Annotated in this window: 26 protein-coding genes and 1 other RNA gene; 17 read left to right on the plus strand and 10 right to left on the minus strand. The window is 55.4% G+C overall.

The window, feature by feature from the left end; genetic code table 11:
* Positions 1 to 103 precede the first annotated feature (103 nt).
* Entirely contained in the window at positions 104 to 487 is a 384-nt protein-coding gene (grcA, locus tag NIM72_RS07575; RefSeq protein WP_013358769.1) for an autonomous glycyl radical cofactor GrcA, read from the minus strand.
* Between the two features lie 242 nt (positions 488 to 729).
* Here grcA and ung point away from each other — a divergent pair, with 242 nt between their 5' ends.
* Positions 730 to 1410 (plus strand): uracil-DNA glycosylase, encoded by a 681-nt coding sequence (gene ung / locus NIM72_RS07580; protein WP_222925114.1) that lies wholly within the window; start codon positions 730 to 732, stop codon positions 1408 to 1410.
* A gap of 59 nt (positions 1411 to 1469) precedes the next feature.
* On the opposite strand, the gene grpE is transcribed toward ung, so the two are convergent.
* Positions 1470 to 2051, minus strand: a complete 582-nt coding sequence (gene grpE, locus NIM72_RS07585; RefSeq protein WP_003848585.1) for a nucleotide exchange factor GrpE — start codon at positions 2049 to 2051, stop codon at positions 1470 to 1472.
* Positions 2052 to 2173: 122 nt separating this feature from the next.
* Between grpE and nadK the strand changes: the two genes are divergently transcribed.
* From nadK to bamE, 3 genes are all read left to right on the plus strand, one after another.
* The gene (gene nadK, locus NIM72_RS07590; RefSeq protein ID WP_253419688.1) at positions 2174 to 3052 is read left to right on the plus strand and encodes an NAD(+) kinase; all 879 of its coding nucleotides are present in this window, start codon (positions 2174 to 2176) and stop codon (positions 3050 to 3052) included.
* Positions 3053 to 3136: 84 nt separating this feature from the next.
* Positions 3137 to 4798: a DNA repair protein RecN gene (gene recN / locus NIM72_RS07595; RefSeq protein ID WP_161735768.1), complete on the plus strand. Its 1662-nt coding sequence runs from the start codon at positions 3137 to 3139 to the stop codon at positions 4796 to 4798.
* Between the two features lie 186 nt (positions 4799 to 4984).
* Positions 4985 to 5332: an outer membrane protein assembly factor BamE gene (gene bamE / locus NIM72_RS07600; protein WP_161735770.1), complete on the plus strand. Its 348-nt coding sequence runs from the start codon at positions 4985 to 4987 to the stop codon at positions 5330 to 5332.
* 91 nt (positions 5333 to 5423) lie between these two features.
* Here the strand turns inward: bamE and NIM72_RS07605 are convergent, their stop codons facing one another.
* Complete coding sequence (locus NIM72_RS07605; RefSeq protein WP_222925112.1) at positions 5424 to 5717, minus strand: RnfH family protein; 294 nt, start codon at positions 5715 to 5717, stop codon at positions 5424 to 5426.
* Positions 5710 to 6144: a type II toxin-antitoxin system RatA family toxin gene (locus NIM72_RS07610; protein WP_222925111.1), complete on the minus strand. Its 435-nt coding sequence runs from the start codon at positions 6142 to 6144 to the stop codon at positions 5710 to 5712. Before NIM72_RS07610 ends, NIM72_RS07605 begins: the two co-directional genes overlap by 8 nt.
* 158 nt (positions 6145 to 6302) lie before the next feature.
* On the opposite strand from NIM72_RS07610, the gene smpB reads away from it, so the two are divergent.
* From smpB to NIM72_RS07635, 5 genes are all read left to right on the plus strand, one after another.
* Positions 6303 to 6785 carry an SsrA-binding protein SmpB gene (smpB, locus tag NIM72_RS07615; protein WP_033733561.1) on the plus strand — a complete coding sequence of 161 codons (483 nt, stop codon included), beginning with the start codon at positions 6303 to 6305 and terminating at the stop codon, positions 6783 to 6785.
* 43 nt (positions 6786 to 6828) lie between these two features.
* Positions 6829 to 7190, plus strand: a transfer-messenger RNA (tmRNA) gene (gene ssrA, locus NIM72_RS07620).
* A gap of 266 nt (positions 7191 to 7456) precedes the next feature.
* Positions 7457 to 7702: a YmjA family protein gene (locus tag NIM72_RS07625; protein ID WP_161735776.1), complete on the plus strand. Its 246-nt coding sequence runs from the start codon at positions 7457 to 7459 to the stop codon at positions 7700 to 7702.
* 196 nt (positions 7703 to 7898) lie between these two features.
* A complete protein-coding gene (locus tag NIM72_RS07630) occupies positions 7899 to 8387 on the plus strand; it encodes a cold-shock protein (protein WP_135907825.1) in 489 nt (162 codons plus the stop codon).
* A 316-nt stretch (positions 8388 to 8703) separates the two neighbouring features.
* On the plus strand, positions 8704 to 9558 hold the full coding sequence (locus NIM72_RS07635; RefSeq protein ID WP_253419691.1) for a PA4780 family RIO1-like protein kinase: 855 nt from the start codon (positions 8704 to 8706) through the stop codon (positions 9556 to 9558).
* Between the two features lie 66 nt (positions 9559 to 9624).
* Here the strand turns inward: NIM72_RS07635 and mgtU are convergent, their stop codons facing one another.
* Both mgtU and mgtA read right to left on the minus strand, forming a co-directional pair.
* On the minus strand, positions 9625 to 9711 hold the full coding sequence (gene mgtU, locus NIM72_RS21560; protein ID WP_371876303.1) for a magnesium transporter protection protein MgtU: 87 nt from the start codon (positions 9709 to 9711) through the stop codon (positions 9625 to 9627).
* Between the two features lie 10 nt (positions 9712 to 9721).
* On the minus strand, positions 9722 to 12424 hold the full coding sequence (mgtA, locus tag NIM72_RS07640; RefSeq protein WP_253419694.1) for a magnesium-translocating P-type ATPase: 2703 nt from the start codon (positions 12422 to 12424) through the stop codon (positions 9722 to 9724).
* 658 nt (positions 12425 to 13082) lie between these two features.
* On the opposite strand from mgtA, the gene NIM72_RS07645 reads away from it, so the two are divergent.
* From NIM72_RS07645 to speG, 6 genes are all read left to right on the plus strand, one after another.
* The gene (locus tag NIM72_RS07645) at positions 13083 to 14651 is read left to right on the plus strand and encodes an ABC transporter substrate-binding protein (protein WP_161735782.1); all 1569 of its coding nucleotides are present in this window, start codon (positions 13083 to 13085) and stop codon (positions 14649 to 14651) included.
* Entirely contained in the window at positions 14651 to 15703 is a 1053-nt protein-coding gene (locus tag NIM72_RS07650) for an ABC transporter permease (protein WP_033733570.1), read from the plus strand. The genes NIM72_RS07645 and NIM72_RS07650 overlap by 1 nt, the downstream gene beginning before the upstream one ends.
* Positions 15700 to 16557, plus strand: coding sequence for an ABC transporter permease (locus NIM72_RS07655; protein ID WP_033733571.1), 858 nt, complete (start codon positions 15700 to 15702; stop codon positions 16555 to 16557). Before NIM72_RS07650 ends, NIM72_RS07655 begins: the two co-directional genes overlap by 4 nt.
* Positions 16547 to 17377: an ABC transporter ATP-binding protein gene (locus tag NIM72_RS07660; protein WP_253419697.1), complete on the plus strand. Its 831-nt coding sequence runs from the start codon at positions 16547 to 16549 to the stop codon at positions 17375 to 17377. The genes NIM72_RS07655 and NIM72_RS07660 overlap by 11 nt, the downstream gene beginning before the upstream one ends.
* Entirely contained in the window at positions 17370 to 18047 is a 678-nt protein-coding gene (locus NIM72_RS07665; protein WP_253419700.1) for an ABC transporter ATP-binding protein, read from the plus strand. Before NIM72_RS07660 ends, NIM72_RS07665 begins: the two co-directional genes overlap by 8 nt.
* 200 nt (positions 18048 to 18247) lie before the next feature.
* Positions 18248 to 18793 (plus strand): spermidine N1-acetyltransferase, encoded by a 546-nt coding sequence (gene speG, locus NIM72_RS07670; protein WP_003850356.1) that lies wholly within the window; start codon positions 18248 to 18250, stop codon positions 18791 to 18793.
* Here speG and NIM72_RS07675 read toward each other — a convergent pair whose 3' ends face one another.
* The 4 genes from NIM72_RS07675 to NIM72_RS07690 all read right to left on the minus strand — a co-directional run bounded on the left by NIM72_RS07675 (position 18794) and on the right by NIM72_RS07690 (position 22105).
* Positions 18794 to 19213, minus strand: a complete 420-nt coding sequence (locus NIM72_RS07675) for a hypothetical protein (RefSeq protein ID WP_010257757.1) — start codon at positions 19211 to 19213, stop codon at positions 18794 to 18796. It abuts the gene before it with no gap.
* Positions 19214 to 19298: 85 nt separating this feature from the next.
* Entirely contained in the window at positions 19299 to 20234 is a 936-nt protein-coding gene (mmuM, locus tag NIM72_RS07680) for a homocysteine S-methyltransferase (RefSeq protein WP_222925107.1), read from the minus strand.
* On the minus strand, positions 20224 to 21633 hold the full coding sequence (gene mmuP, locus NIM72_RS07685) for an S-methylmethionine permease (protein WP_161735789.1): 1410 nt from the start codon (positions 21631 to 21633) through the stop codon (positions 20224 to 20226). The genes mmuM and mmuP overlap by 11 nt, the downstream gene beginning before the upstream one ends.
* Before the next feature lie 136 nt (positions 21634 to 21769).
* On the minus strand, positions 21770 to 22105 hold the full coding sequence (locus NIM72_RS07690) for a DUF2002 family protein (protein ID WP_003850360.1): 336 nt from the start codon (positions 22103 to 22105) through the stop codon (positions 21770 to 21772).
* A 153-nt stretch (positions 22106 to 22258) separates the two neighbouring features.
* Between NIM72_RS07690 and NIM72_RS07695 the strand changes: the two genes are divergently transcribed.
* Both NIM72_RS07695 and nrdH read left to right on the plus strand, forming a co-directional pair.
* Entirely contained in the window at positions 22259 to 22576 is a 318-nt protein-coding gene (locus tag NIM72_RS07695; RefSeq protein ID WP_033733577.1) for a DUF883 family protein, read from the plus strand.
* Positions 22577 to 22873: 297 nt separating this feature from the next.
* On the plus strand, positions 22874 to 23116 hold the full coding sequence (nrdH, locus tag NIM72_RS07700; RefSeq protein ID WP_010257769.1) for a glutaredoxin-like protein NrdH: 243 nt from the start codon (positions 22874 to 22876) through the stop codon (positions 23114 to 23116).
* Position 23117: the final 1 nt, after the last annotated feature.

Consider the following 23117-nt stretch of genomic DNA (forward strand, 5'->3'; position numbering starts at 1 on the left):
CATTCGCATGCCCTGTAGTTAACTGCTTATCTCTTTAACAATACTAATAAAAATTGCTGTGTGCGCTTTGCGCTAATTGGCAGCACCCGATAATTCAGGCGGTTTACAGACTTTCTGTAAATGTACGGGTGATTACATCGCGCTGCTGCTCAGGCGTCAACGAGTTAAAACGTACGGCATAGCCTGAAACACGAATAGTCAGCTGTGGGTAGTTTTCAGGATGTTTAACCGCATCTTCCAGCGTTTCACGACGCAGAACGTTGACGTTCAGATGCTGTCCGCCTTCAACGCGCACCTGCGGTTTAATTTCAACCGGCACTTCACGGTAAGCGAACTCGCCCAGTTCGCTGATGGCGACAACCTGATCTTCTTCATAGCCTGCTTTTGCACACAGGCAACGCGCTTCAGCTTTCTCTTCATCCAGCAGCCAGAAGGAGTTCAGAAGTTGAGAATTGTTAGTTTGAGTGATCTGGATACCAGTGATCATGATTGCGTCTCCCGGATAATACGTGAATAAATCAAATTTGAGGCCCCGGTATACCATCGTTCATTCGCAACAGCCTTGACTTGTATCAATATTAATCAGCCATTCGGCGCACTTTTTCGCTAAACCATTGATCTCAAAATACCTGCCAGTTAAAAATAATTTGTATTTTTCAAATTATTTTTGCCTTCAGGTCAGCGGCAGGAACGGCTAAGCTTACTCCACTAACGTTAAGGGAGTTAAACATGGCTGAAAAGCTGACCTGGCACGACGTGCTGGCTGAAGAGAAAGAGAAACCCTATTTTATTGAGACGCTGAAGCAGGTCGCCGATGAACGCGCCGCGGGTGTAACCGTCTATCCGCCGCAGAAAGATGTGTTCAATGCGTTTCGCCTGACGGAACTCGGTGACGTCAGCGTCGTGATTCTGGGGCAGGATCCCTATCACGGGCCGAATCAGGCGCATGGACTCGCCTTCTCAGTGTTGCCGGGCGTTCAGGTGCCTCCGTCACTGCAGAATATCTACAAAGAACTGATGCAGGATATTCCCGGCTTCCGGAAACCCGATCACGGCTTTCTTGAGAGCTGGGCAAAACAGGGGGTGATGTTGCTGAACACGGTGTTAACGGTCGAGGCGGGTAAAGCTCATTCCCATGCTCGTTTTGGCTGGGAGACCTTTACGGACAACGTCATTGCGGCGATTAACCAGCACTGTGAAGGGGTGATTTTCCTGCTGTGGGGCTCACATGCGCAGAAGAAAGGCAGCATTATTGATCGCAAGCGCCATCATGTGCTGCAGGCGCCCCATCCCTCGCCGCTTTCTGCACATCGTGGATTTTTCGGCAGCAAACACTTCTCAGCGACCAATGAATTGCTGAGCGCTGCCGGTAAAAATCCGGTGGACTGGACGCCGGTCTTACCTGCATAGCGCCAGATCGCACACGGCCGCGTCAGTGCGCGGCCGTGTAACAGGATTCAGGCGTTGAATCAGCTTTTAGCTTTAGAAACCGCAACCATCGCCGGGCGCAGCAGGCGACCATTCAGCGTATAGCCACGCTGCATCACCAGCATGACATGGTTAGGTTCAAATTCTTCAGACTCCATCATCGACATCGCCTGATGGACTTCAGGGTTGAATGGCACGCCGGTTTCGCCGACCACTTCAACACCGAACTTACGCACGGCACCGAGCAAGCCTTTGAGCGTCAGTTCAATCCCTTCGATCATGGATGCCAGCTGTGGGTCCTCTTTATTGGCCACTTCCAGCGCACGTTCCAGGCTGTCGATGACCGGAAGCAGTTCATTGGCAAACTTCTCCAGCGCAAACTTGTGCGCCTTCTCAACGTCCATCTCGGCACGACGACGAATGTTCTCAACCTCAGCCTGCGCACGCAGTTGGGCATCGCGTACACCGGTCTGCGACTGCGCTAATTCAGCTTCGAGCTGAGCAATACGCTCATCACGCGGATCCACCTCTGCTGCTGTCTCCGCTTCCTGAGGTTGCTGCTGATCCTGCTGAATTTCGTCTGAGACTTGCTCGTTTGGGGTGTTCTGTTCTTTACTACTCATGAATTTCTCCGCGTTTTGCACATTCATTTCGCTGGTTGGCTTATTATGGGGATTGGTATGACGGATTCAAGGGAACCTATCACATTGCCTTGCCGTTTTGGCTTATAAGGAACACCGACCAGATGAACAAACACTTTAACTGCATTGGTATCGTGGGTCATCCGCGCCATCCCACCGCGCTAACCATGCATGAGATGCTCTGGCGCTGGCTGACGGCCAAAGGTTATCAGGTGATCGTTGAGAAGCAGATTGCCCAGGAGCTGTCGCTTCACGACGTGCAGACCGGCACGCTGGCGGAGATTGGTGCGCAGGCTGATTTAGCAGTCGTTGTGGGCGGTGATGGTAATATGCTGGGCGCTGCGCGGGTGCTGGCGCGCTATGATATTAAAGTGATTGGCATTAATCGCGGTAATCTCGGTTTTCTCACCGATCTTGACCCGGACAATGCGCAGCAACAGCTGGATGAGGTCCTTCAGGGCAACTATTTCGTCGAGAGCCGCTTTCTGCTGGAAGCGCAGGTGTGCAAATCTGACTGCTCACCGCGTATTGGCTCTGCCATCAACGAAGTGGTGCTGCATCCCGGTAAAGTCGCGCACATGATCGAATTTGAAGTCTACATTGATGAAGTGTTCGCCTTTTCCCAGCGCTCTGATGGGCTGATTATCTCAACACCCACCGGCTCTACTGCCTATTCCCTCTCTGCGGGTGGTCCGATTCTGACGCCGTCACTCGAAGCCATTGTGCTGGTACCGATGTTCCCGCATACGCTGTCAGCGCGTCCACTGGTCATCAACAGCAGCAGTACCATCCGTCTGCGCTTTTCTTCACGTCGCAGCGACCTAGAAATCAGCTGTGACAGCCAGATTGCGCTGCCTATTCAGGAAGGTGAAGATGTACTGATTCGACGCAGTGCCGGTCATCTTGATTTAATTCATCCTAAAAATTACAGCTATTTCAATACGCTGAGTTCAAAGCTAGGCTGGTCAAAAAAATTGTTCTGAAAACCGGCCTCTTCTCTTTACTGGATAAAAAACCAGTTTATACTGTATGAAAAACCATATGTGTTTATTCGTACAGGTGAACCTATGCTGGCCCAACTGACCATCAGTAATTTCGCTATCGTTCGTGAGCTCGACATTGATTTCCAACGCGGCATGACTGCAATCACTGGTGAAACCGGTGCCGGTAAGTCCATCGCGATTGATGCGCTGGGATTATGTCTGGGCGGCCGTGCCGATGCTGACATGGTGCGTCAGGGTGCCAGCCGGGCTGACCTTTGCGCCCGCTTCCAGCTTAAGTCCTCCCCTTCTGCTCAGCGCTGGCTGATGGATAATCAACTCGACGACGGCAACGAGTGTCTGCTGCGTCGGGTCATCAGCGCTGACGGTCGTTCCCGCGGCTTTATCAATGGCACAGCGGTGCCGCTCTCTCAGCTGCGCGATCTGGGCCAGCTGCTTATCCAGATCCACGGTCAACATGCCCATCAGCTTTTGCTCAAACCCGATCATCAAAAGCATCTGCTGGATGCCTATGCCGGTCACGACGCTCTCCTGCAGCAAATGCGCGCCAGTTATCAGACCTGGCACCAGAGCTGTCGCACCCTGGCGCTGCATCAGCAGCAGGCGCAGGAGCGCGAATCACGTCGCGAGCTATTGCAGTATCAGCTCAAAGAGCTGAACGAGTTTGCCCCGCAGCAGGGCGAATACGAGCAGATTGACGAAGAGTACAAGCGCCTTGCCAACAGCGGACAGCTACTGTCGACCAGCCAGCAGGCGCTGCAGCTGTTAGCAGACAGCGATGACAATAATCTCAACAGCCTGCTCTACACCGCGCGTGAGATGATTTCAGAACTGACCTCGCTGGATGAGAAGCTGAACGGCGTTCATAACCTGCTGGAGGAGGCGGCGATTCAGCTGAGCGAAGCCAGCGACGAACTGCGTCACTACTGCGACAGCCTTGACCTGGACCCCAATCGCCTGTACGAACTTGAGAAGCGTATTTCCCGCCAGATTGCGCTGGCACGTAAGCATCACGTCACGCCAGAAGGTCTGCCTGAACTGCATCAGCAGTTGCTGGCAGAAGCCGAGTTGCTGTCACAGCACGAAAGCGACCAGGAAAGCCTGCAATCGCTGGTGGGTGAACATTATCAGGCGGCACTGCAAAGCGCAGAGCAGCTGCATCAGCAGCGCAGCCACTTTGCCGATGAACTGCAGCAGCTGATTACCCAGAGTATGCATCTGCTTTCAATGCCCCATGGCCAGTTTAAAATCGCCCTGAACTTTAATCCGGATCAACTGACGGCAGATGGCGCGAGCCGCGTTGACTTCCAGGTGACGACGAACCCAGGTCAGCCACTGCAGCCGTTAGGCAAAGTCGCTTCGGGCGGTGAACTGTCACGTATCGCGCTGGCGATTCAGGTGATCACCGCGAAGAAAATGGAAACGCCGGCGATGATTTTCGATGAAGTGGATGTCGGAATCAGCGGCCCGACCGCCGCCGTCGTCGGTAAACTGCTCCGTCAACTGGGTGAATCGACCCAGGTCATGTGTGTCACCCACCTGCCGCAGGTTGCCGGTTGTGGTCATCAGCACTTCTATGTCAGCAAAGAGACCGATGGCGCGATGACCGAAACCCATATGCAGCCGCTGGATAAGCGGGCGCGTCTGCAGGAACTGGCGCGACTGCTGGGCGGCAGCGAGGTGACACGCAATACCCTGGCCAACGCAAAAGAACTTTTAGCCGCATAGCAGCGCACTTTTTTAACCCACCGTGGTCATATGCTTGCTCTGTAGAGGTTTCCAACGGCGAAAAGGTTTATTATCATCGGCACTTATGTCGCCAGAGTAATAAAGCCTGCCGCAGGCAGAGTTCAGATTTTGATGGCAAGAAAGCCGCCTGTTAAAGGCGTTTGGCCCCGGAAAAGGAATGTATAGATGCGCTGTAAAACGCTGACTGCCGCGGCAGTGGTAATGTTGATGATGACCGCCGGATGTTCCACCTTAGAGCGCGTGGTCTATCGTCCTGATATCAACCAAGGTAATTATCTGGTTGCCAACGATGTGGCCAAGATCCATACCGGTATGACACAGCAGCAGGTGGCTTACACGCTCGGTACGCCGATGATGAAAGATCCGTTTGGCAGCAACGTCTGGTATTACGTTTTCCGTCAGGAGCCAGGTCATGAGCGCGTGAAGCAGCAGACGCTGACGCTGACCTTTGATGGCAACGGTGTTCTGACCAATATCGATAACAAGCAGAATCTGTCAAAGAACAACGACTGATTTCACGACAGACCGTTTAAAGACAGCACAAAAGGCGCACTGAGCGCCTTTTTTTATGCCGGCTATCCGCTGATTCTGGCGGTATAACGACTTATTTTTTGCTTTCTGCCGCTCGCTCTGCGCGCTGACGACGCAGCTCTTTTGGATCAGCAATCAGCGGACGATAGATCTCAATACGATCGCCCTCCTGAACCACATCATCCAGCTTTACTGGCCGACTGTAGATGCCTACTTTGTTGCTGGCGAGGTCAATCTCACGACGCAGTTCAGGCAGGCCTGATTTCAGGATAGCCTGTTCAACCGTGCTGCCCTGCTCCACTTTCACGTAAAGCTGATACTGTTTTTCAGGTAGGGCGTAGACCACCTCAACGGAGATCTCAGGCACTGTATACCTCTTTGGCACGCTGAGTGAAAGCCTGCACCATGCTGTTGGCAAGCTCTTTGAAAATACGTCCAAAGGCCATCTCTACCAGCATGTTGGTGAATTCAAACTCCAGGCTTAACTCCACCTTACAGGCGTCATCGCCCAGCGAGACGAACGTCCAGCCGCCGGTCAGCTTGCGGAACGGTCCATCTACCAGTTCCATATGAATGCTCTGGTTATCCGTAAGGGTGTTGCGGGTAGTAAATGTTTTGCTGATGCCCGCCTTCGACACATCTACCGACGCCGTCATCTGATTTTCAGACGCATCCAGTACGCGGCTTCCGGTGCAACCCGGCAGGAATTGCGGATAGGCATCCACATCATTTACAAGTTTGTACATCTGCCCGGCACTAAACGGGACCAGCGCCGAACGACTAATCTGAGCCATAATGGTTCCTGTTCATCACAAAACCGCTGAATAGTAGCATTTTCAGCGATTAAACAAAAATGTCCCCGAGTGAGGGTGTGCTAGAATATCCCGTTTCCTGCTGCCCCGCTGGACTGGGGATGCGATAACCGACTAAGTGATGTAAAATACGCCACACTATGACAAAGAAAAAAGCACACAAACCCGGTTCTGCCACTGTTGCCATGAACAAACGCGCTCGCCACGAGTACTTCATCGAAGAGGAGTATGAGGCGGGATTGTCGTTACAAGGATGGGAAGTTAAGTCACTTCGTGCTGGTAAAGCTAACATCAGCGACAGCTATATTCTGCTGCGCGATGGCGAAGCCTTTCTGTTCGGTTCAACCTTTCAACCCTTAGCCGTTGCCTCCAGTCACGTGGTCTGTGACCCCACGCGCAGCCGTAAGCTGCTGCTGAAGCAACGTGAACTCGACTCCCTGTATGGCCGCGTCAACCGCGAAGGTTACACCATCGTGGCACTGTCGCTGTACTGGAAGAATGCCTGGTGCAAACTGAAGATTGGTGTTGCACGCGGTAAGAAAGAGCATGACAAGCGCGATGACATTAAAGATCGCGAATGGAAATTAGACAAAGCACGTATCATGAAGAATTCAGCGCGCTAAGCACTGGATTTTAAGCTATTTAGTTGCTAGTATTTAAAGTTCTGGGGCTGATTCTGGACTCGACGGGATTGTGAAGCCTTAGGAGCATGCCGAGGGGCGGTTTGCCTCGTAAAAAGCCGCAAAAAAATAGTCGCAAACGACGAAAACTACGCACTAGCAGCTTAATAACCTGCTTAGAGCCTTCTCTCCCTAGCTTCCGCTCTTAAGACGGGGATCAAGAGAAGTCAAACCCAAAAGAGATCGCGTGGATACCTTGCCTGGGGTTGAAGCGTTAAATCCAATCAGGCTAGTCTGTTAGTGGCGTGTCTGTTCGCAGCTAACCGGCGAATGTAAAAACTGACTAAGCATGTAGTGCCGACGGTGTAGTAATTTCGGACGCGGGTTCAACTCCCGCCAGCTCCACCAAAATTCTTGGTTGATGGTTACCAGAACCATCATCGAAGTCCTGAGAGCCCGCAAGGTGAAAGCCTTGCGGGCTTTTTTGTGTCTGTTATTTTGCTTGCGGCGCTTTTAAAAAATCCTCAACCCTGAATGCCAAAAATTTCTCTCCAGAGCCTCGTCTTACTCCCCCAAAATAGCCCCTTTACAGCCTCAACCCAAACACGAAATAATAGCCCCACAAACCGGGTCAGAATCCGGTCGCTACTTACTCTCAACTCTGCGGACACCTTATGAATAACGAAATCTCTCTCAAATACTATGATGTCGCAGATGAGTATGCGACGGAGTCCGCTAAGCCGGTAAGCGAAGCTGAACGTACGCCACTGGCGCATTACTTCCAGCTGCTGATCACCCGTCTGATGAATAACGAAGAGATCAGTGAAGAGTCGCAGCAGGATATGGCGCGCGAAGCGGGTATCGATGAGCAGCGTATTGATGATATCGCCGAGTTCCTGAACCGCTGGGGCAACGAGTAGCTAACATTCACCGGCAGGCGAGCGTTGCGCCGTCCGCCGGTTAATCTCTCTGTCCCAAAGCGCTTTCACCTCAGCGCTGGCCCCCCATACATTCTCTTGCCCGGTCGAAAATTATCATCCAGACTTATATAGTCTGCGCAGGCATTGTGCTTTACACTGCGCGCTGTAAAAAACTGAGTAGATTAAGCAGGCAAAAATGGCGATGAACGGAACGATCACAACCTGGTTTGAAGATAAAGGTTTTGGCTTTATCAAAGATGAAAACGGTGATAACCGCTATTTTCATGTGATTAAAGTCGCCAATCCTGATCTGATTAAGAAAGATGCGGCGGTGACATTTGAACCCACCACCAACAATAAAGGCTTATCCGCCTATGCGGTGAAAGTCGCGCCGACCAGCAAATACATCTATATCGCAGGCGAGCGGCTCAAGATCACCTCGATTAAGTCTTATCTGGTCTACAACGAAGAAGTGCCGGTCGATGCCGGTGTCGATAAAGAGAACGCGGTATTGTCAGTGGGCCTGTTGCTGAATAATATCCGGCCAAAGTCTGACCCGAACGCCAGTGAGATGCGCTCGCTGAAAAAGCTGGCGGTCACCACGTTCCAGGGAACGACACTGATCTTCTCCGAAGATGAGATCGACATTGAAAGCACGGTTAAAGTGCTTAAAGGTCTGAAGTAATCCCGCAGGCGGGCTGAAATTCTCTGAGCAGGATTTCGGCCTTTATACCCGCATCCGCCTGCTATTCAGGTACATCTCGCTGACATGATGTTGCCCTGTGACGTGAAAAAGCGAATCTCTGGCAGGTAAAACCGCCCTGCTCTCCCGCCTAATCCGTTGTTTATGATAAAACAAAGGTCAAAAGCGCAACGCATCAAGGTTCATCCCCACAACGCCACTTTCCAGGGTAGAATCAGATACTTTGTTCAGTCATTGCCAATGTTTTCCATCATCGCAAAGTGATACGAAAAGCGGGTGAAATAAGGTATAAAGCCGCATGAAAATCCCAAACAGAATCCAGCCCCTGGTCGATGACGGCCTGATTGACGATGTCCTGCAGCGGCTGAAAAGCGGCAAAGAAGCAGACGTCTATACCGTGCTATGCGGCGGCAAGGTGCAGTGCGCCAAAGTTTATAAAGAAGCGACCCAGCGTAGCTTCAAGCAGGCGGTGCAGTATCAGGAAGGACGTAAAACCCGCAACAGCCGTAACGCCCGTGCCATGCAGAAAGGCACGAAGTTTGGCCGTAAGCAGCAGGAGGAGTCCTGGCAGACTGCTGAAGTGGACGCCCTGTTCCGCCTGGCTAATGCCGGTGTTCGCGTGCCCCAGCCTTATCTCTGCATTGACGGCGTGTTATTGATGGAGCTGGTGACCGATGCCAATGGCTCTGTCGCGCCGCGCCTCAGCGACGTCACGCTCTCCGAAGAGGAAGCGATTACCGACTTCCACACCATGATCCGCAACATCGTGCGTATGCTCTGCGCCGGTATCGTCCATGGTGACTTATCCGAGTTCAACGTGCTGCTGGACGATCAGGGGCCGGTGATTATCGACCTGCCACAGGCGGTCGATGCGGCAGCCAACAATCATGCTGAGTCGATGTTCGAACGTGACGTGGACAACATCACCTCTTACTACGGTCAGTTCGCTCCGCAGCTGTTGAAGACGCGCTATGCCAAAGAGATCTGGCAACTTTACGAAGATGGCAAACTGACCCCGGAAACGCCGCTTACCGGGAAGTTTGTGGAAGAGGAGCGCGTGGTGGATATGGATTCGCTGATGGATGAGATCATCACAGCAGAAGATGAATACTATGAGCGCCAGCGCGCCAGCCGTGAGCGCGACGAAGAGTAACTGCATCAATAAAAAAGGCAGCGAGTTGCCTCGCTGCCTCTCAATTACCGCTCTATCACAACGCCATCACCGCACGATGACCGTCAGCGCAATCAGAGTTAAGCCGATGATCATCACGCCGAAAAAAACCGTATCGAGCCTGCCTTTTTTCATCTTCGCCTCCCTAGAACCACTGACCAAACCGACGGATGTAGAAACGCTTCATGCCCTGCGCCACCAGGCAGTAGCTGAACAGCGTCAGCACCAGCCACGGGAAATATTGCCATGGCAGTGGCACCAGTCCGACCATCGCACCCAGCGGTGAGAACGGAATCAGGATGCCCAGCGCCATCACCACCAGCGTGGTCAGCATCACCGGTAAGGTGGCGCGACTCTGGATAAACGGAATCTTCCGGGTACGCAGCATATGCACCACCAGCGTCTGTGACAGTAACCCCTCGATAAACCAGCCGGACTGGAACAGCGACTGCACGCCTGCATGGTTAGCGCCGAAAACGAACCACATCAGCGCAAAGGTGGTGACGTCAAAAATTGATGACGTCGGGCCCATCCACAGCATGAAGCGCTTGATGTTGCCGGCATCCCATTTACGCGGCTTATTCAGAAACTCGCGGTCAACCTTGTCCCACGGCAGCGCCAGCTGAGAAACGTCATACATCAGGTTCTGAATCAGCAGATGAATCGACAGCATCGGCAGAAACGGAATAAAGGCACTGGCCACCAGCAGCGAGAAAACGTTGCCGAAGTTGGAGCTGGCGGTCATGTTGAGATACTTGATGATGTTGCCAAAGGTCTCGCGTCCTTTGAGTACACCCTCATTCAGCACCTGTAAATCCTTCTCCAGCAGGATGATGTCCGATGAGGCTTTCGCCACATCCGCCGCGCTGTCCACGGAAATCCCGGTATCAGCCGCCCGCAGCGCAGGTGCGTCATTAATGCCATCGCCCAGGAACCCGACGGTGTGACCGTTCTGCTGCATCAGCCGCACCAGACGGGATTTCTGCAGCGGCGTCAGCTGAGCAAAGAGGGTGCAGCGTTCAGCTTCCTGCGCCAGCTCATCATCGTTCATCGCCTCAATCTGATCGCCGGTCAGCATCGCCGGATCGGTCAGCCCGACATCGGCACAGACCCGCAGCGTCACCAGCGGATTGTCACCGGTCAGCACTTTCACCGTCACACCGCTGTCACGCAGGGCTTTAATCGCCTTACCCGCGCTGGCTTTAGGTGGATCGCGGAAAGTCAGCATTCCCTGGATAATCAGATCGCGCTCATCACTGTCGCTGAGCGGCGCGTGTAGCTCACCATCACGGGTTGCCACCAGCAGCACGCGATAACCCTGCTGATGATAGTGTTCAGTCTGCGCCAGCAGCGCCGCACGCTGTGCCGCATCCAGTGCGACCACCGTGTCGCCCTGCCGCACAGCAATGCTCACTGCCAGCATCTCTTCCACTGCGCCTTTGCAGATCAGTTGTGAACGATGCTGAGTCAGATCTTCCACCAGCACCGACACCCGACGGCGGGTAAAATCAAACGGAAGCTCATCGATCAGCTGGAACTGGCTGCGCTGAGACTGTGAAATGACCTTGTCGCCGGCGCAGAGTAAGGCGCGATCCATCAGGTTTTTCGCGCCACTCTGGCTGCCGCTGTTGAGCCAGGCCAGCAGCAGCACCAGTGCATCTTCGTTGCCCCGCGCATCCAGATGATGCGCCAGCAGGATGGTGTCCTGGGTCAGCGTGCCGGTTTTATCGGTGCAGAGCACATCCATCGCGCCGAGGTTCTGAATGGCGTTGAGCTTTTTAACGATCACTTTGCGACGTGACATCGCAATCGCGCCCTTAGCCAGGTTAGCGCTGACAATCATCGGCAGCATTTCCGGGGTCAACCCGACCGCGACCGCCAAAGCAAACAGCGTGGCATCCATCCAGTCCCCTTTGGTGAAGCCGTTAATCAGCAGCACCACCGGGACCATCACCAGCATAAAGCGGATCAGCAGCTTGCTGACGCTGTTCACCCCGCGGTCAAACGCGGTCTGCGGACGGCTTCCGGTTAGCGATGAAGCCAGTGAACCAAACCAGGTTTCGCCACCGGTCGCGACGACGACTGCGCTGGCTGTGCCACTGGCCACGCTGGTGCCCATCAGGCAGATATTCGGTGATGCCAGCCGCTCCTGGGCGGTCTGACCTTCGGCATCGATACCCGCATCGCAGCTCTGTTTCTCAACCGGCAGCGACTCACCGGTCAGTACTGCTTCACTGATAAACAGATTACGTGAACTCAGCAGACGGACATCGGCAGGCACCTGATCGCCAGTGCTGAGCAGAATGATATCGCCTGGCACCAGTTCACTCATATCCACATCCTGGCGCTGCGCGGTTTCGCTGCCCGGCTCACGGCGCAGCACGGTGACCTGGCTGCGCACCAGTGACTTCAGAGCCTGCGCCGCACGGTTGGTGCGAAACTCCTGCCAGAAACGCAGCAGCCCGCTCAGCATCACCATGGTGAAGATGATGATGACGCCGGAGAGATCGGTCTCCTGACCGGCGCGCAGCGGCAGAATATAGTCGGTAAACAGGCTCACCAGCGCCAGGACCAGTAATACGTAGATAAACGGGTTATTAAATGCCATCAGCAGCTGAATCAGCGCAGGTGGCGCTTTCTCATGCGCCACTTCATTACGGCCATACAAAGCCAGTCGTTTCGCCGCTTCATCCTGACTCAGCCCCTGACGCTGGCTGCGCAGGTTCGCCAGCGTCATATCAATGTGCTGGTCTGCCTGCTGCGCCACAGCAAACATTTTTTTACTTTTTTTATCATTACGGTTGCCGGATGAAGTGATCGCAACCTGTTCCAGTTTCATGTCGCTCATTTCGACATCTCCCTGATTTAAAGCAATAGTTGTCCTGCACGGAAAATAACGTGCATGGATAAAACCTGGCGTGGCCGGGTTATTTAATGGAGTGACTTTCAGAAAAAGTCAGGTTATTCCGCCTGCGTGAAAAATAATGACGCGCGCAGGGTTACCTGACGCCGTTTATACGCGGCGTTTTAAAAGTCTGATATCAGCGATTGGGCGCAGCCTGGGCTACGCCAGACGGGGCGGAGGAAAAAGAGCCAATATAAACAGCAGCATAACGCGCACTCCTGGTGATAACAGGATTAAAAATAAGGAGCGCGATCGTTAATTAAAGCGGGGATCGCTGCTCGCCGGTTGGCAAGCAGCAGAGGAAATTCAGCTTGCCAGAATAAAGGGTAATCTCGGGTGACTGTCCAACTGAATTCTCCTGAAGTTATCTGCCGCCATTATAAAGAGAGGCCGGCTTCGGTAAAGCAATAACGTATTGAATAACGGTTTCGTTGAGGATTTGTTTCTGCTCAGGTTGCCGCTTCGGTAACAGCGTGGCGATCTTCTTATAACCTCCCGATAGCCCTTATAACCTTTTGGCATATGATTAGCCCATATTCGACTATTCTTCGCATCGGCCCTTTCGTAAACTCGCGTAACTTTTCAGAGGCAAGGAAATTTCATGAAAACTATAATTCCATCACTGCTGGCGCTGACGCTGGCTGCCGCCTTCACAGCCCAGGCCGCAACACCAAAAGATACGCTGGTCATTGCTCAATCTACCGACGACGCCGACAGCTTCGACCCGGCCAAAGGGTTTGAACTGACCAGCGTTCAGGCCTTTACGAACATCTATCAGCGTCTGGTACAGTCTGACCCGCAGAATCCGGTGGATCTGAAACCGACACTGGCGACCTCATGGCAGCCCGGCAGCGACAACCGCAGCCTGACCTTTGAACTGCGCAAAGATGCGAAATTCTCCACCGGTAACCCGCTGCGCCCGGAAGATGTGATCTTCTCGCTGGGCCGCGTGGTGAAACTGAACCTCGATCCCTCTTTCATCCTGACGCAGCTCGGCTGGACCAAAGATAACGTTGATGGCTTCCTGAAGAAGATTGACGACAATCACGTGCAGATCAGCTGGACCGCCAACGTCAGCCCGACCTACGTGCTGAGCCTGCTCTCTGCACCGGTTTCTTCGATCGTTGATGAAAAAACTGCGATGGCAAACGCGAAGAACGGCGATTTTGGTAACGCCTGGCTGGCAACCCACTCAGCGGGCAGCGGTCCGTACCAGATCCGTAAAGTGGTGATGCATCAGGTGGTGCTGCTCAGCGCCAACCCGACCTCACCGGCGGGCGCGCCAAAAATGAAGAACATCCTGATCAAAAACGTCCCGGAACCGGCTGCGCGTCGTCTGCTGCTGGAACAGGGTGATGCCGATATCGCCCGTAACCTGGGTGCCGATCAGATTGCTGCCCTGAACGGCAAACCTGGCGTGAAGACGGAAGCGATTCCAATGGCGTCACTCTACTACATCCAGTTCAACATCGGCGCGAATGAGACGATGAAGAACCCGGCCTTCTGGGAAGCAGCACGCTACCTGTGGGACTACAAAGGTATTGCTAATGAGTTGCTGAAAGGTCAGTTCGACGTACATCAGAGCTTCCTGCCTAAGGGCTTCCTGGGCGCAATCAACGACACGCCATACAGCTACGATCCGGAAAAAGCCAAAGCGATTCTGAAGAAAGCGGGCCTGAACAACGTCACCTTCAAGCTCTCCACCAGCAACCAGCCGCCTTATCTGGATATCGCGCAGGCGCTGCAGGGCAGCTTCGCCAAAGCGGGCGTGAAAGTGGAAGTGGTGCCGGGCCTGAGTTCCGAAGTCTCTACCAACGTGAAAGCGCATAAATATGAAGCGACGCTGAACGCCTGGGGTTCCGACTACTTCGATCCGAACACCAATGCCGCCTCGTTTGCATATAACCCGGAAGATGGCAGCAAAACCATCGCTTACCGTTCAGACTGGCATATTCCTGAGCTGAACAAGCAGGTGATTGCGGCCACGGCGGAGAGCGATCCGAAGAAGCGCATCGCGCTGTATGAAGCGATGCAGCGTGACGTGATGAAGAGCTCTCCTTACGTGATTGGCATGCAGGCGAAGAACCTGATTGCCCTGCGCGACAACCTGAAAGGCTATGTGCAGGGCATCAACCCTGACATGGTGTATTACTCGCAGGTCACTAAGTAATGGCACAGTCTGTTCCTTCAGCCGGGTTCGCCCGGCTTTTTTGGCAGCGTGGCGGACGGCTGATCGGTAGCGTGTTGTCGCTGCTGGTCACGCTGCTTGGCCTGCTCGCCTTCACCTTTATGCTGTCGCATCTCTCGCCGATTGATCCCGTGCAGCAGATCGCTGGCGATCATGCCAGTGAAGCAACCTATCAACAGGTGCGTCACGACCTGGGTCTCGACCAACCGGTGCTGATGCAGTTCTGGCGCTACATCGAACATCTGGCGCACGGCGATCTCGGTGTCTCCCGTCTGACCAATCAGTCGGTGAGCGGCGACCTGATGACCACCTTCCCCGCCACCATTGAGCTGGCGACCTGCGCGATGATCTTCGCAGTGGTGTTCGGCGTCACGCTGGCGCTGCTGGCCGCCTGGAAACCAGGCAGCTGGATTGATAATCTCGCCCGCTTTATCTCGCTGCTGGGCTACTCGGTGCCGGTGTTCTGGCTCGGCCTGCTGGGTCTGCTGCTCTTTTATGCGGTGCTGCACTGGTCCGCCGGACCGGGACGGCTGGATGATATCTGGGTCTATACCCTGGAGCCGAAGACCGGCTTTGTCCTGATCGACAGCTGGCTGTCGGGTGAACCGGAAATGTTCCGCAATGCGATTGCGCACCTCTGGCTGCCGGTGGTAATCCTCGGCCTGCTGGCGATGGCGGGCATTACCCGCCTGCTGCGTGCTGCGCTGCTGGAAGAAAGCAGCAAAGAGTATGTGGTGCTGGCGCGTGCTAAAGGCGCGGGTCGGGTTCGCATCCTGCTGCGCCATATCTTCCCTAACGTGCTGGGCACGCTGGTTACGGTAATCGCCCTCTCCTACGCCACGCTGCTGGAAGGTTCGGTGCTGACCGAAACTGTCTTTGCCTGGCCGGGTGTGGGTCGCTACATGACCAATGCGCTGTTCTCCGGCGATGTGCCAGCGATTCTGGGCTCCACCCTGTTGATCGGTAGCTGCTTTATTCTGATTAACGCCCTGGCGGATGTTTTAACCTGGTTAACCGATCCGAGAACCCGATGACGCAACAACTCTCTGAACTCGAAACGCTGCGACCACGCCGTCGCCGTCAACGCGTGACCTCGTTAACCGTTGGGCTGACGCTGGTGGCGATTCTTATCCTGATGGCGCTGCTGGCACCGCTGATTGCGCCGTTCGACCCAAATATGCAGACCATGTCGAGCCGCCTGCTGGCACCGTCGGCGCAGCACTGGTTTGGTACCGACGGCTTTGGCCGCGATCTGCTGTCGCGCGTGATTTACGGCGCACGTCCTACGCTGCTGCTGGTGTCGCTGATTCTGGTGCTGACCATTCCGGCAGGGCTGCTGATCGGCATCACCGCTGGTTACGTCGGCGGCTGGACCGAACGCCTGCTGATGCGCATTACCGATATCTTCCTGTCGCTGCCGAACCTGGTGATCGCGCTGGCGCTGGTGGCGATTCTCGGCCCAGGGCTGATGAACGGTGCGCTGGCACTGGCGCTGACCAGCTGGCCGCCGTTTGCCCGTCAGGCGCGTGCCGAGACTCTGGCGCTGCGTCGCAGCGACTACCTTGCTGCCGCGCGGATGCAGGGCATTACGGGCTTTCGCCTGATGTTTGGTCATATCCTGCCGCTCTGTATGCCGACGGCGGTCGTCCGCGCCGCGCTGAGCCTGGGCGGGATTATCCTGGCTGCTGCCGGTCTTGGTTTCCTCGGCATGGGCGTTCAGCCGCCGACGGCGGAATGGGGTTCAATGGTCGCCGAAGGCAGTAAAGTGATCTTCGATCAGTGGTGGGTTGCCGCCGCCCCAGGCGCGGCCATTCTGTTTGCCAGCCTGGCCTTTAACCTGACAGGCGATGGCCTGCGCGACCGACTGGATACCCGTCATGCAAAATAATCTGCTCCATGCCGAAGGGCTGACCATTCGCAGCGATGATGCGCTGCTGGTCGATAACATCAGCTTTTCCGTGGGTCGCGAGCGCGTGGCGCTGGTGGGTGAGTCCGGTTCCGGCAAATCACTGACCGCCCGCAGCCTGATGGGCTTACTCTCGCCCGCGCTGCATCTGCAGGCCAGCCAGCTTCAGGTCGCCGGTGAGAATGCGCTGAGGCTGAGTGAGCGTCACTGGAATCAGCTGCGCGGTAACCGCGTGGCGATGGTGATGCAGGACCCGAAGTATGCCCTTAACCCGACGCGCACCATTGGCTGGCAGGTGGAAGAGCCGCTGATCCTGCATCGCCGCCTGAGCCGTGCCGAGCGCAAAGAGAAAGTGTGTGAAATGCTGGATGCGGTCGGCCTGCCCGATCCGCGTCGTCTGATGCAGCAGTATCCGCATCAGCTCTCTGGCGGCATGGGTCAGCGGGTGATGCTGGCGATCGCCCTGATTACCGATCCCGATTTCCTGATCGCCGATGAACCGACTTCTGCGCTGGATCATGCCATGCGCGATCAGGTGCTGGCGCTGATCCGCGGTCTGGTGGAAGCGCGCAACATGGGTCTGCTCCTGATTAGCCATGATCTGCAGCAGGTTTCAGAACATTGCGAGCGGGTCATGGTGATGTACAAAGGCCGATTGCTGGATACGCTGCCCGCCGCCGACCTGTCGCGCGCCACCCATCCCTATACCCGCACGCTGTGGGCCTGCCGTCCGGGCAAAGCGACTCACGGACAGGCTTTACCGGTGCTGGATCGCGCTGCGCTGGAGGCAAATTATGATTAAGCTGCAGAATCTAAGCGTCGCCCACAAACAGGGTTATGATCTGCGCACCGTGGTGCACGAGGTCAACCTGGCGGTTAATGCTGGTGAGTGTTTTGGTCTGGTGGGGCCTTCGGGCTGCGGTAAGTCGTCGCTGCTGTGGGTGCTGGCAGGTCTGAATCCACACTGGCAGGGCCAGATGCAACTTGCCGGTCACGCGGTTCAGCCGGGCAAAGTCTTTGCCGGCGCGCTGCGTCAGGAAGTGCAGATGGTGTTTCAGGATCCCTATGCCTCGCTGCATCCACGTCACCGGCTGCGTCGCACCCTGGCGGAGCCGCTCAAGCTACTGAAACGCGACAATATCAACGATCGTATCGATCAGGGCTTTCGTCACGTCGGACTCGATCCCGCGCTGGCGGATCGCTATCCGCATCAGCTCTCCGGCGGTCAGCGTCAGCGCGTCGCCATCGTGCGCGCCCTGCTGCTGCAGCCGAAGATCCTGCTGCTGGATGAGCCGACGTCGGCGCTGGATATGTCAGTGCAGGCGGAGATCCTTAATCTGCTCAACGATCTGAAACAGCAGGATGGCCTGACCATGGTGCTGGTGAGCCACGATCCCGATGTGATCGATCATATGTGCGATCGCGCCGTGCACATGTCGCAGGGTCGCATCATCGAACAGATCTCTGCCTGAAATCAGGCCGGACGGCGTTAATCTGCCGTCCGGCGCTATTGCTTTCTCCCGCCTGTCTTAACACGCCCCTATGCCCGCCGTTACCTCTCTTCTCCCACGCCATAACGCCTAAAGCCAGAACAGGTATGCGACTGCGCAAATCGCAGCACAAGGCTGATGCGGTATACTCGCGGCAGTTTCTTTAAAAAAGGAGTCAGGTAATGACGGTAAAACTGCGTCCGCTGGAGCGGGAAGATCTGCACTTTGTCCATCAGCTGGATAACAACGCCAGCGTGATGCGCTACTGGTTCGAGGAGCCTTATGAGGCGTTTGTGGAGTTGTCCGATCTCTACAACAAACACATTCACGATCAGACCGAACGCCGCTTTGTAGTGGAACACAGCGGGCAGAAAGCGGGATTGGTGGAACTGGTCGAAATTAACCATGTGCACCGCCGCGCTGAGTTTCAGATCATCATCGATCCGGCCCATCAGGGCAAAGGGCTGGCCACACAGGCGGCAAAGCTGGCGATGGATTACGGCTTCTCGGTGCTGAATCTTTATAAGCTCTACCTGATTGTCGATCAGGAAAACGAAAAAGCGATCCACATCTACACCAAGCTCGGCTTTGAGATCGAAGGCGTGCTTAAGCATGAGTTTTTCATTAACGGGGAGTACCGCAACACCATCCGCATGTGCATTTTCCAGCATCAGTATCTGGAACGCCATAAAACGCCAGGCGGAATGGTGAAGCCGACCGCGCAGTAATCAGCCGCGCGCGCCAACCGGGTTCATAAAGGGACGCGGATGTTCCGGCTTGAGGTCGTACATGCCACCATAGAAGGGATCGACCAGCAGCCAGCCGGGGAAGCCACCCAGCGGGATATTGCCCAGCAGATACCACAGGTTAGCGCGTGCCTCGATCGGCACCGTGACCGGCACGTAGCCCGGGCTTTCCAGCATCAGCAGGTAGTGCTTTTTGCCAAAGTAGCGGCCGGTAGATTTTTCCAGTTCAACGGTCTGCGGCGTGAAACCCTGCGCCACCGCATAACCACGCTCATCCTGCACGGTAAAGCGCGCGCCCTGCGGCAGAGAGTCGATGCGCACCAGCTGGGTTTCATTGCCGACAATAGTGGCACAGCCGCTAAGCAGCAGCGCGGCGGCCAGGGCCAGAATTCGCTGTTTCATGAAGGGGTCCACAGAGTGATCAGTGATCAGAGTGTAGACCGCCCTCTCCACCTCAATCGGGCTATCATCGCCCGATTCAGCCAGCTTATTGCGGTTGACAAGCGCGGGCGATAGCCGCGATGTCGTTGGGTGAGGTGCGACAGCAGCCGCCAATCAGCTTCGCGCCCGCCTGCTGCCACTCTGCCAGTTTGTCATGCAGCGTGCAGCCTGATGGCGCTGAATGCCAGGTTTTGCTGCTGGCATCATACTGCTCGCCGGAGTTGGGATAGACCACCAGCGGTTTGTCGGTCAGCCTCTGCAGCTGGTGCAGCGCAGGCGTCACGCTCTCAAGTGCCACACAGTTAACCCCCAGCGCTACCACCTGTGGCTGCTGATTCAGCCAGCTCACCACCTCTGACAGCGGCGTACCGTCGCTGATGTGCCCGGCGTCACGCAGGGTAAACGTGAACCAGGCGCGGCTTTCAGGAAATTCAGACAGCAGCTTCACCAGCGCCTGCGCTTCAGCAAAGGACGGCAGGGTTTCACAGGCCAGCAGATCGGCACCCGCCGCCAGCAGCGCCTGCACGCGCGGGCGGTGAAACGCCATCATCTCCGCTTCCGGCAACGCGTAATCGCCGCGATATTCCGAACCATCCGCCAGGAATGCACCATACGGCCCCACCGATCCCGCCACCAGCAGCGTTTTTGCGTCGGGCCGGACCGCCAGATAATCCTGACGGGCGCGCCGCGCCAGCTCGACGCTCTGGGCGATCAACGCCAGTGACTGCGCCTCATCAAGGCCACGTGTGGCAAAGCCCTGCGGCGTCGCCTGATAGCTGGCAGTGATGGCACAGCGCGCCCCGGCAACAAAATAGTCGTAGTGCACCTGGTAGATCAGCTCAGGATTTTCCATCAGCACTTTCGCTGACCAGAGCGCATCGGCCAGATGACAGCCGCGGGCTTCCAGTTCGGTGGCCAGCGCGCCATCCAGAATCAGTAACGGCGACTCTGTTAAAGCCTGCGCGACAGGGTTATGCGACATCTTTGGCCTCCTCAGGCTTCGGGGATGATTTGTGAGTCAGATGGTAAGCGGCATAGCAGAACAGCACAAACGGGATGCCACACCACAGCGCGATGCGCTGGGTCGGATCAAACGCCAGCCCGACACAGGCCAGCAGGCAGAGCAGAAAGCCCAGGATCGGCGTCAGCGGATAGAGCGGCGCGCGGTAGCCCAGATCGGCCAGCGATTTGCCCTGCTGAAGATGACGCCGACGGAAAACAAAATGCGAGGCGCAGATGCTAAGCCAGACCGCGACGACCGCGAAACCAGAGATAGCCGACAGCGCCACAAATACCGTGTCTGGCGCGACTACACTGGAGACCAGCGCCAGTAAGCCACCGATCATGCTGACGGTGATGGCCAGCAGGGGCACGCCGCGCTTGTTGACGCTGGCAAAGGCGCGCGGCAGCGTGTTTTCGTTGGCCAGCGACCAGAGCATCCGCCCGGAGGCATAGAGGCCCGAGTTGGCCGCTGACAGGATAGCGGTCAGAATGACAAAGTTGATAATGTCAGCCGCATAAGGGATGCCGATCTTTTCAAACACCAGCACAAACGGACTTTTGACAATCCCCGCCTGATCCATCGGAATCAGCGCCGCCAGCACAAATACCGTGCCGATAAAGAAAATAATCAGTCGGGCCACCGTCGTGCGGATCGCCAGCGGCAGCACTTTCTCCGGCTGCTGAGTTTCACCGGCCGCAATCCCGATCAGCTCGGTGCCGGAAAAGGCGAAGTTTACTGCCACCATGGTCATCAGAATCGGCAGTACACCGTTGGGCAGCCAGCCGTGCGCGGTGAGATTGCTCAGGCCCGGCGCTGGGGTGCCATCTTTCATCGGGATAAAGCCAAACATCGCCGCGCCGCCCAGCACGATAAAGGCGACGATCGTGACAACTTTTATCAGCGAGAACCAGAACTCTCCTTCTGCGAAGAAGCGGGTGGAGATGACGTTGAGCAGATAGATGGCGCAGCAGAAGACCAGGCACCAAATCCAGACCGGGATCTGCGGGAACCAGTACTGCATACAGAAGCCCGCCGCCGTCAGGCTGGAGCCGAGGGCGACGGTCCAGGTGAGCCAGTAGAGCCAGGCCACGGTGTAGCCGGTTGCCGGGCTGAGATAGCGTGCGGCATAGACGTGGAACGCGCCGGTTTCCGGCATCGCCACGGAAAGTTCGCCCAGACACACCATCACCAGCCAGACCACCAGCGCGCCAATCAGATAGGCGAGCAGCGTACCCGCTGCCCCGGTGGTTGAAATGATATAGCCAGTGTTAAAAAAGAGGCCGGTGCCGATCACGCCGCCCAGCGATAACATCACCAGATGGCGCACTTTCATGGTGCGTTTGAATTGTTCCTGCGAGGGAGTTGGCTGTTCGCTCATCACTTTTATCCGTATGGACGTCTAAACATCTATAAGGGACAAATTTATACGCGTCACAGCGGGTAATTGCAACGGCAGGGTAAACAGGGAGGACGGACAGGCGGTTCAGTGCCCCGTCGCGGCGGGGCCTGATGCGTTAGCCGAAAACGCTTTGAATATAGCGTTCCAGCGCCATGCGGGAACTGAATCCGTGCGGGATGCCGTAATGTTCCTGTGAATCACCCGCCAGATAGAGAGGGAATTGGGTGTAGTGATCGCAGGTCTTCATTTCTGAAGCAGGTTCAGCGAACGGCTGGCTCTTCTCTTTCAGCGTCGGGTGAATCACTAAAGCCATGCGCCCCATGCGCGCCTCGCGATTCACATAAACGTAGTTCTCACCACGGCGATAGCCATAGGCCCGTGGAGTAATTTCATCGACTTCGAAACCCGCTTTTTCCAGTACGCGCGCTACCTCATCTGGTCGTAAATACATGCTCGATCCTCTCCTCTTTCAAAAGCTTCGCAACCTTACATCAGCATGACAGAGTGGGCATTCGGAATTTTCCCTAAAGAACACTCCCGCGTCTCGTTTATCAAAAGGTCGTCTACACTAGTATTACGTTTTTAAATCAAAGGGAGCTAAAAAATGTTTAATCGCACTGTAAAAAACGATGACATTGATATCAATCAGGATGTGAATGAGCTGGCCGATTCACTCGAAGCGCTGTTGAAATCTTATGGCAGTGACGCCAAAGACGAAGTGGATTCAGCCCGCAGTCAGGCAGAAAAACTGCTCAAGCAGACCCGCTCTAAACTGAACGGCGGCAGCAACCGTGTATCCCAGGTTGCGCGTGATGCCGGTGCGCAGGTTGATACCTACGTGCATGACAAACCATGGCACGGTGTGGGTGTCGGTGCTGCGTTCGGTATCGTAGTCGGTATACTGCTGGCTTCTCGCCGCTAAGTATAAAAAATCCCCTGAGCCCTGCCCTGTGCGGGGCTTTTTTTTGCCCTTTTTCTGGCCGACGACATTTACAAAAGATTTTTTCAGGCTGCAGGGCGCATTACTGCTGGCTTTGCCTCTGTTGCGCAAATGCAAATCATAAAACCCTATATATGGTGGGCTTGACCACCAAAACCACTACATCTAGTATTTATCTCATCAGTACGACACCCGATGTCCGACCGAATGAAGCCCGCAACAGGCTGCATCGACTTTATTTCCGGTCATCAGAACCGCATACAGAGGGAAATACGAATCATGCGCATTATTATTTACACTAAAGACAATTGTGTCCAGTGCACGGCGACCAAAAATGCGATGGACCGTCAGGGTCTCGCTTATCAGCTGATCAATCTCGACAGCCAGCCGGAGGCGATCGACAACCTGAAATCACTGGGTTATCGCCAGGTTCCGGTGGTGATGGCAGATAACGATCACTGGAGCGGTTTCCGTCCGGACAAGATCGCCACTCTGCGCACGCTTTCTGCCGTCGGGGGCTAAT

The sequence above is a fragment of the Pantoea sp. B550 genome (genome assembly GCF_024158165.1).
Taxonomy (GTDB): Bacteria; Pseudomonadota; Gammaproteobacteria; order Enterobacterales; family Enterobacteriaceae; genus Pantoea; species Pantoea alfalfae.

Bases quoted from the DNA above. Each gene is read 5' to 3' on its own strand.
- grcA (WP_013358769.1), bottom strand. From the start codon at position 487: ATGATCACTGGTATCCAGATCACTCAAACTAACAATTCTCAACTTCTG.
- ung (WP_222925114.1), top strand. From the start codon at position 730: ATGGCTGAAAAGCTGACCTGGCACGACGTGCTGGCTGAAGAGAAAGAG.
- grpE (WP_003848585.1), bottom strand. From the start codon at position 2,051: ATGAGTAGTAAAGAACAGAACACCCCAAACGAGCAAGTCTCAGACGAA.
- nadK (WP_253419688.1), top strand. From the start codon at position 2,174: ATGAACAAACACTTTAACTGCATTGGTATCGTGGGTCATCCGCGCCAT.
- recN (WP_161735768.1), top strand. From the start codon at position 3,137: ATGCTGGCCCAACTGACCATCAGTAATTTCGCTATCGTTCGTGAGCTC.
- bamE (WP_161735770.1), top strand. From the start codon at position 4,985: ATGCGCTGTAAAACGCTGACTGCCGCGGCAGTGGTAATGTTGATGATG.
- NIM72_RS07610 (WP_222925111.1), bottom strand. From the start codon at position 6,144: ATGGCTCAGATTAGTCGTTCGGCGCTGGTCCCGTTTAGTGCCGGGCAG.
- smpB (WP_033733561.1), top strand. From the start codon at position 6,303: ATGACAAAGAAAAAAGCACACAAACCCGGTTCTGCCACTGTTGCCATG.
- NIM72_RS07625 (WP_161735776.1), top strand. From the start codon at position 7,457: ATGAATAACGAAATCTCTCTCAAATACTATGATGTCGCAGATGAGTAT.
- NIM72_RS07630 (WP_135907825.1), top strand. From the start codon at position 7,899: ATGGCGATGAACGGAACGATCACAACCTGGTTTGAAGATAAAGGTTTT.
- NIM72_RS07635 (WP_253419691.1), top strand. From the start codon at position 8,704: ATGAAAATCCCAAACAGAATCCAGCCCCTGGTCGATGACGGCCTGATT.
- mgtU (WP_371876303.1), bottom strand. From the start codon at position 9,711: ATGAAAAAAGGCAGGCTCGATACGGTTTTTTTCGGCGTGATGATCATC.
- mgtA (WP_253419694.1), bottom strand. From the start codon at position 12,424: ATGAGCGACATGAAACTGGAACAGGTTGCGATCACTTCATCCGGCAAC.
- NIM72_RS07645 (WP_161735782.1), top strand. From the start codon at position 13,083: ATGAAAACTATAATTCCATCACTGCTGGCGCTGACGCTGGCTGCCGCC.
- NIM72_RS07650 (WP_033733570.1), top strand. From the start codon at position 14,651: ATGGCACAGTCTGTTCCTTCAGCCGGGTTCGCCCGGCTTTTTTGGCAG.
- NIM72_RS07655 (WP_033733571.1), top strand. From the start codon at position 15,700: ATGACGCAACAACTCTCTGAACTCGAAACGCTGCGACCACGCCGTCGC.
- NIM72_RS07660 (WP_253419697.1), top strand. From the start codon at position 16,547: ATGCAAAATAATCTGCTCCATGCCGAAGGGCTGACCATTCGCAGCGAT.
- NIM72_RS07665 (WP_253419700.1), top strand. From the start codon at position 17,370: ATGATTAAGCTGCAGAATCTAAGCGTCGCCCACAAACAGGGTTATGAT.
- speG (WP_003850356.1), top strand. From the start codon at position 18,248: ATGACGGTAAAACTGCGTCCGCTGGAGCGGGAAGATCTGCACTTTGTC.
- NIM72_RS07675 (WP_010257757.1), bottom strand. From the start codon at position 19,213: ATGAAACAGCGAATTCTGGCCCTGGCCGCCGCGCTGCTGCTTAGCGGC.
- mmuM (WP_222925107.1), bottom strand. From the start codon at position 20,234: ATGTCGCATAACCCTGTCGCGCAGGCTTTAACAGAGTCGCCGTTACTG.
- mmuP (WP_161735789.1), bottom strand. From the start codon at position 21,633: ATGAGCGAACAGCCAACTCCCTCGCAGGAACAATTCAAACGCACCATG.
- NIM72_RS07690 (WP_003850360.1), bottom strand. From the start codon at position 22,105: ATGTATTTACGACCAGATGAGGTAGCGCGCGTACTGGAAAAAGCGGGT.
- NIM72_RS07695 (WP_033733577.1), top strand. From the start codon at position 22,259: ATGTTTAATCGCACTGTAAAAAACGATGACATTGATATCAATCAGGAT.
- nrdH (WP_010257769.1), top strand. From the start codon at position 22,874: ATGCGCATTATTATTTACACTAAAGACAATTGTGTCCAGTGCACGGCG.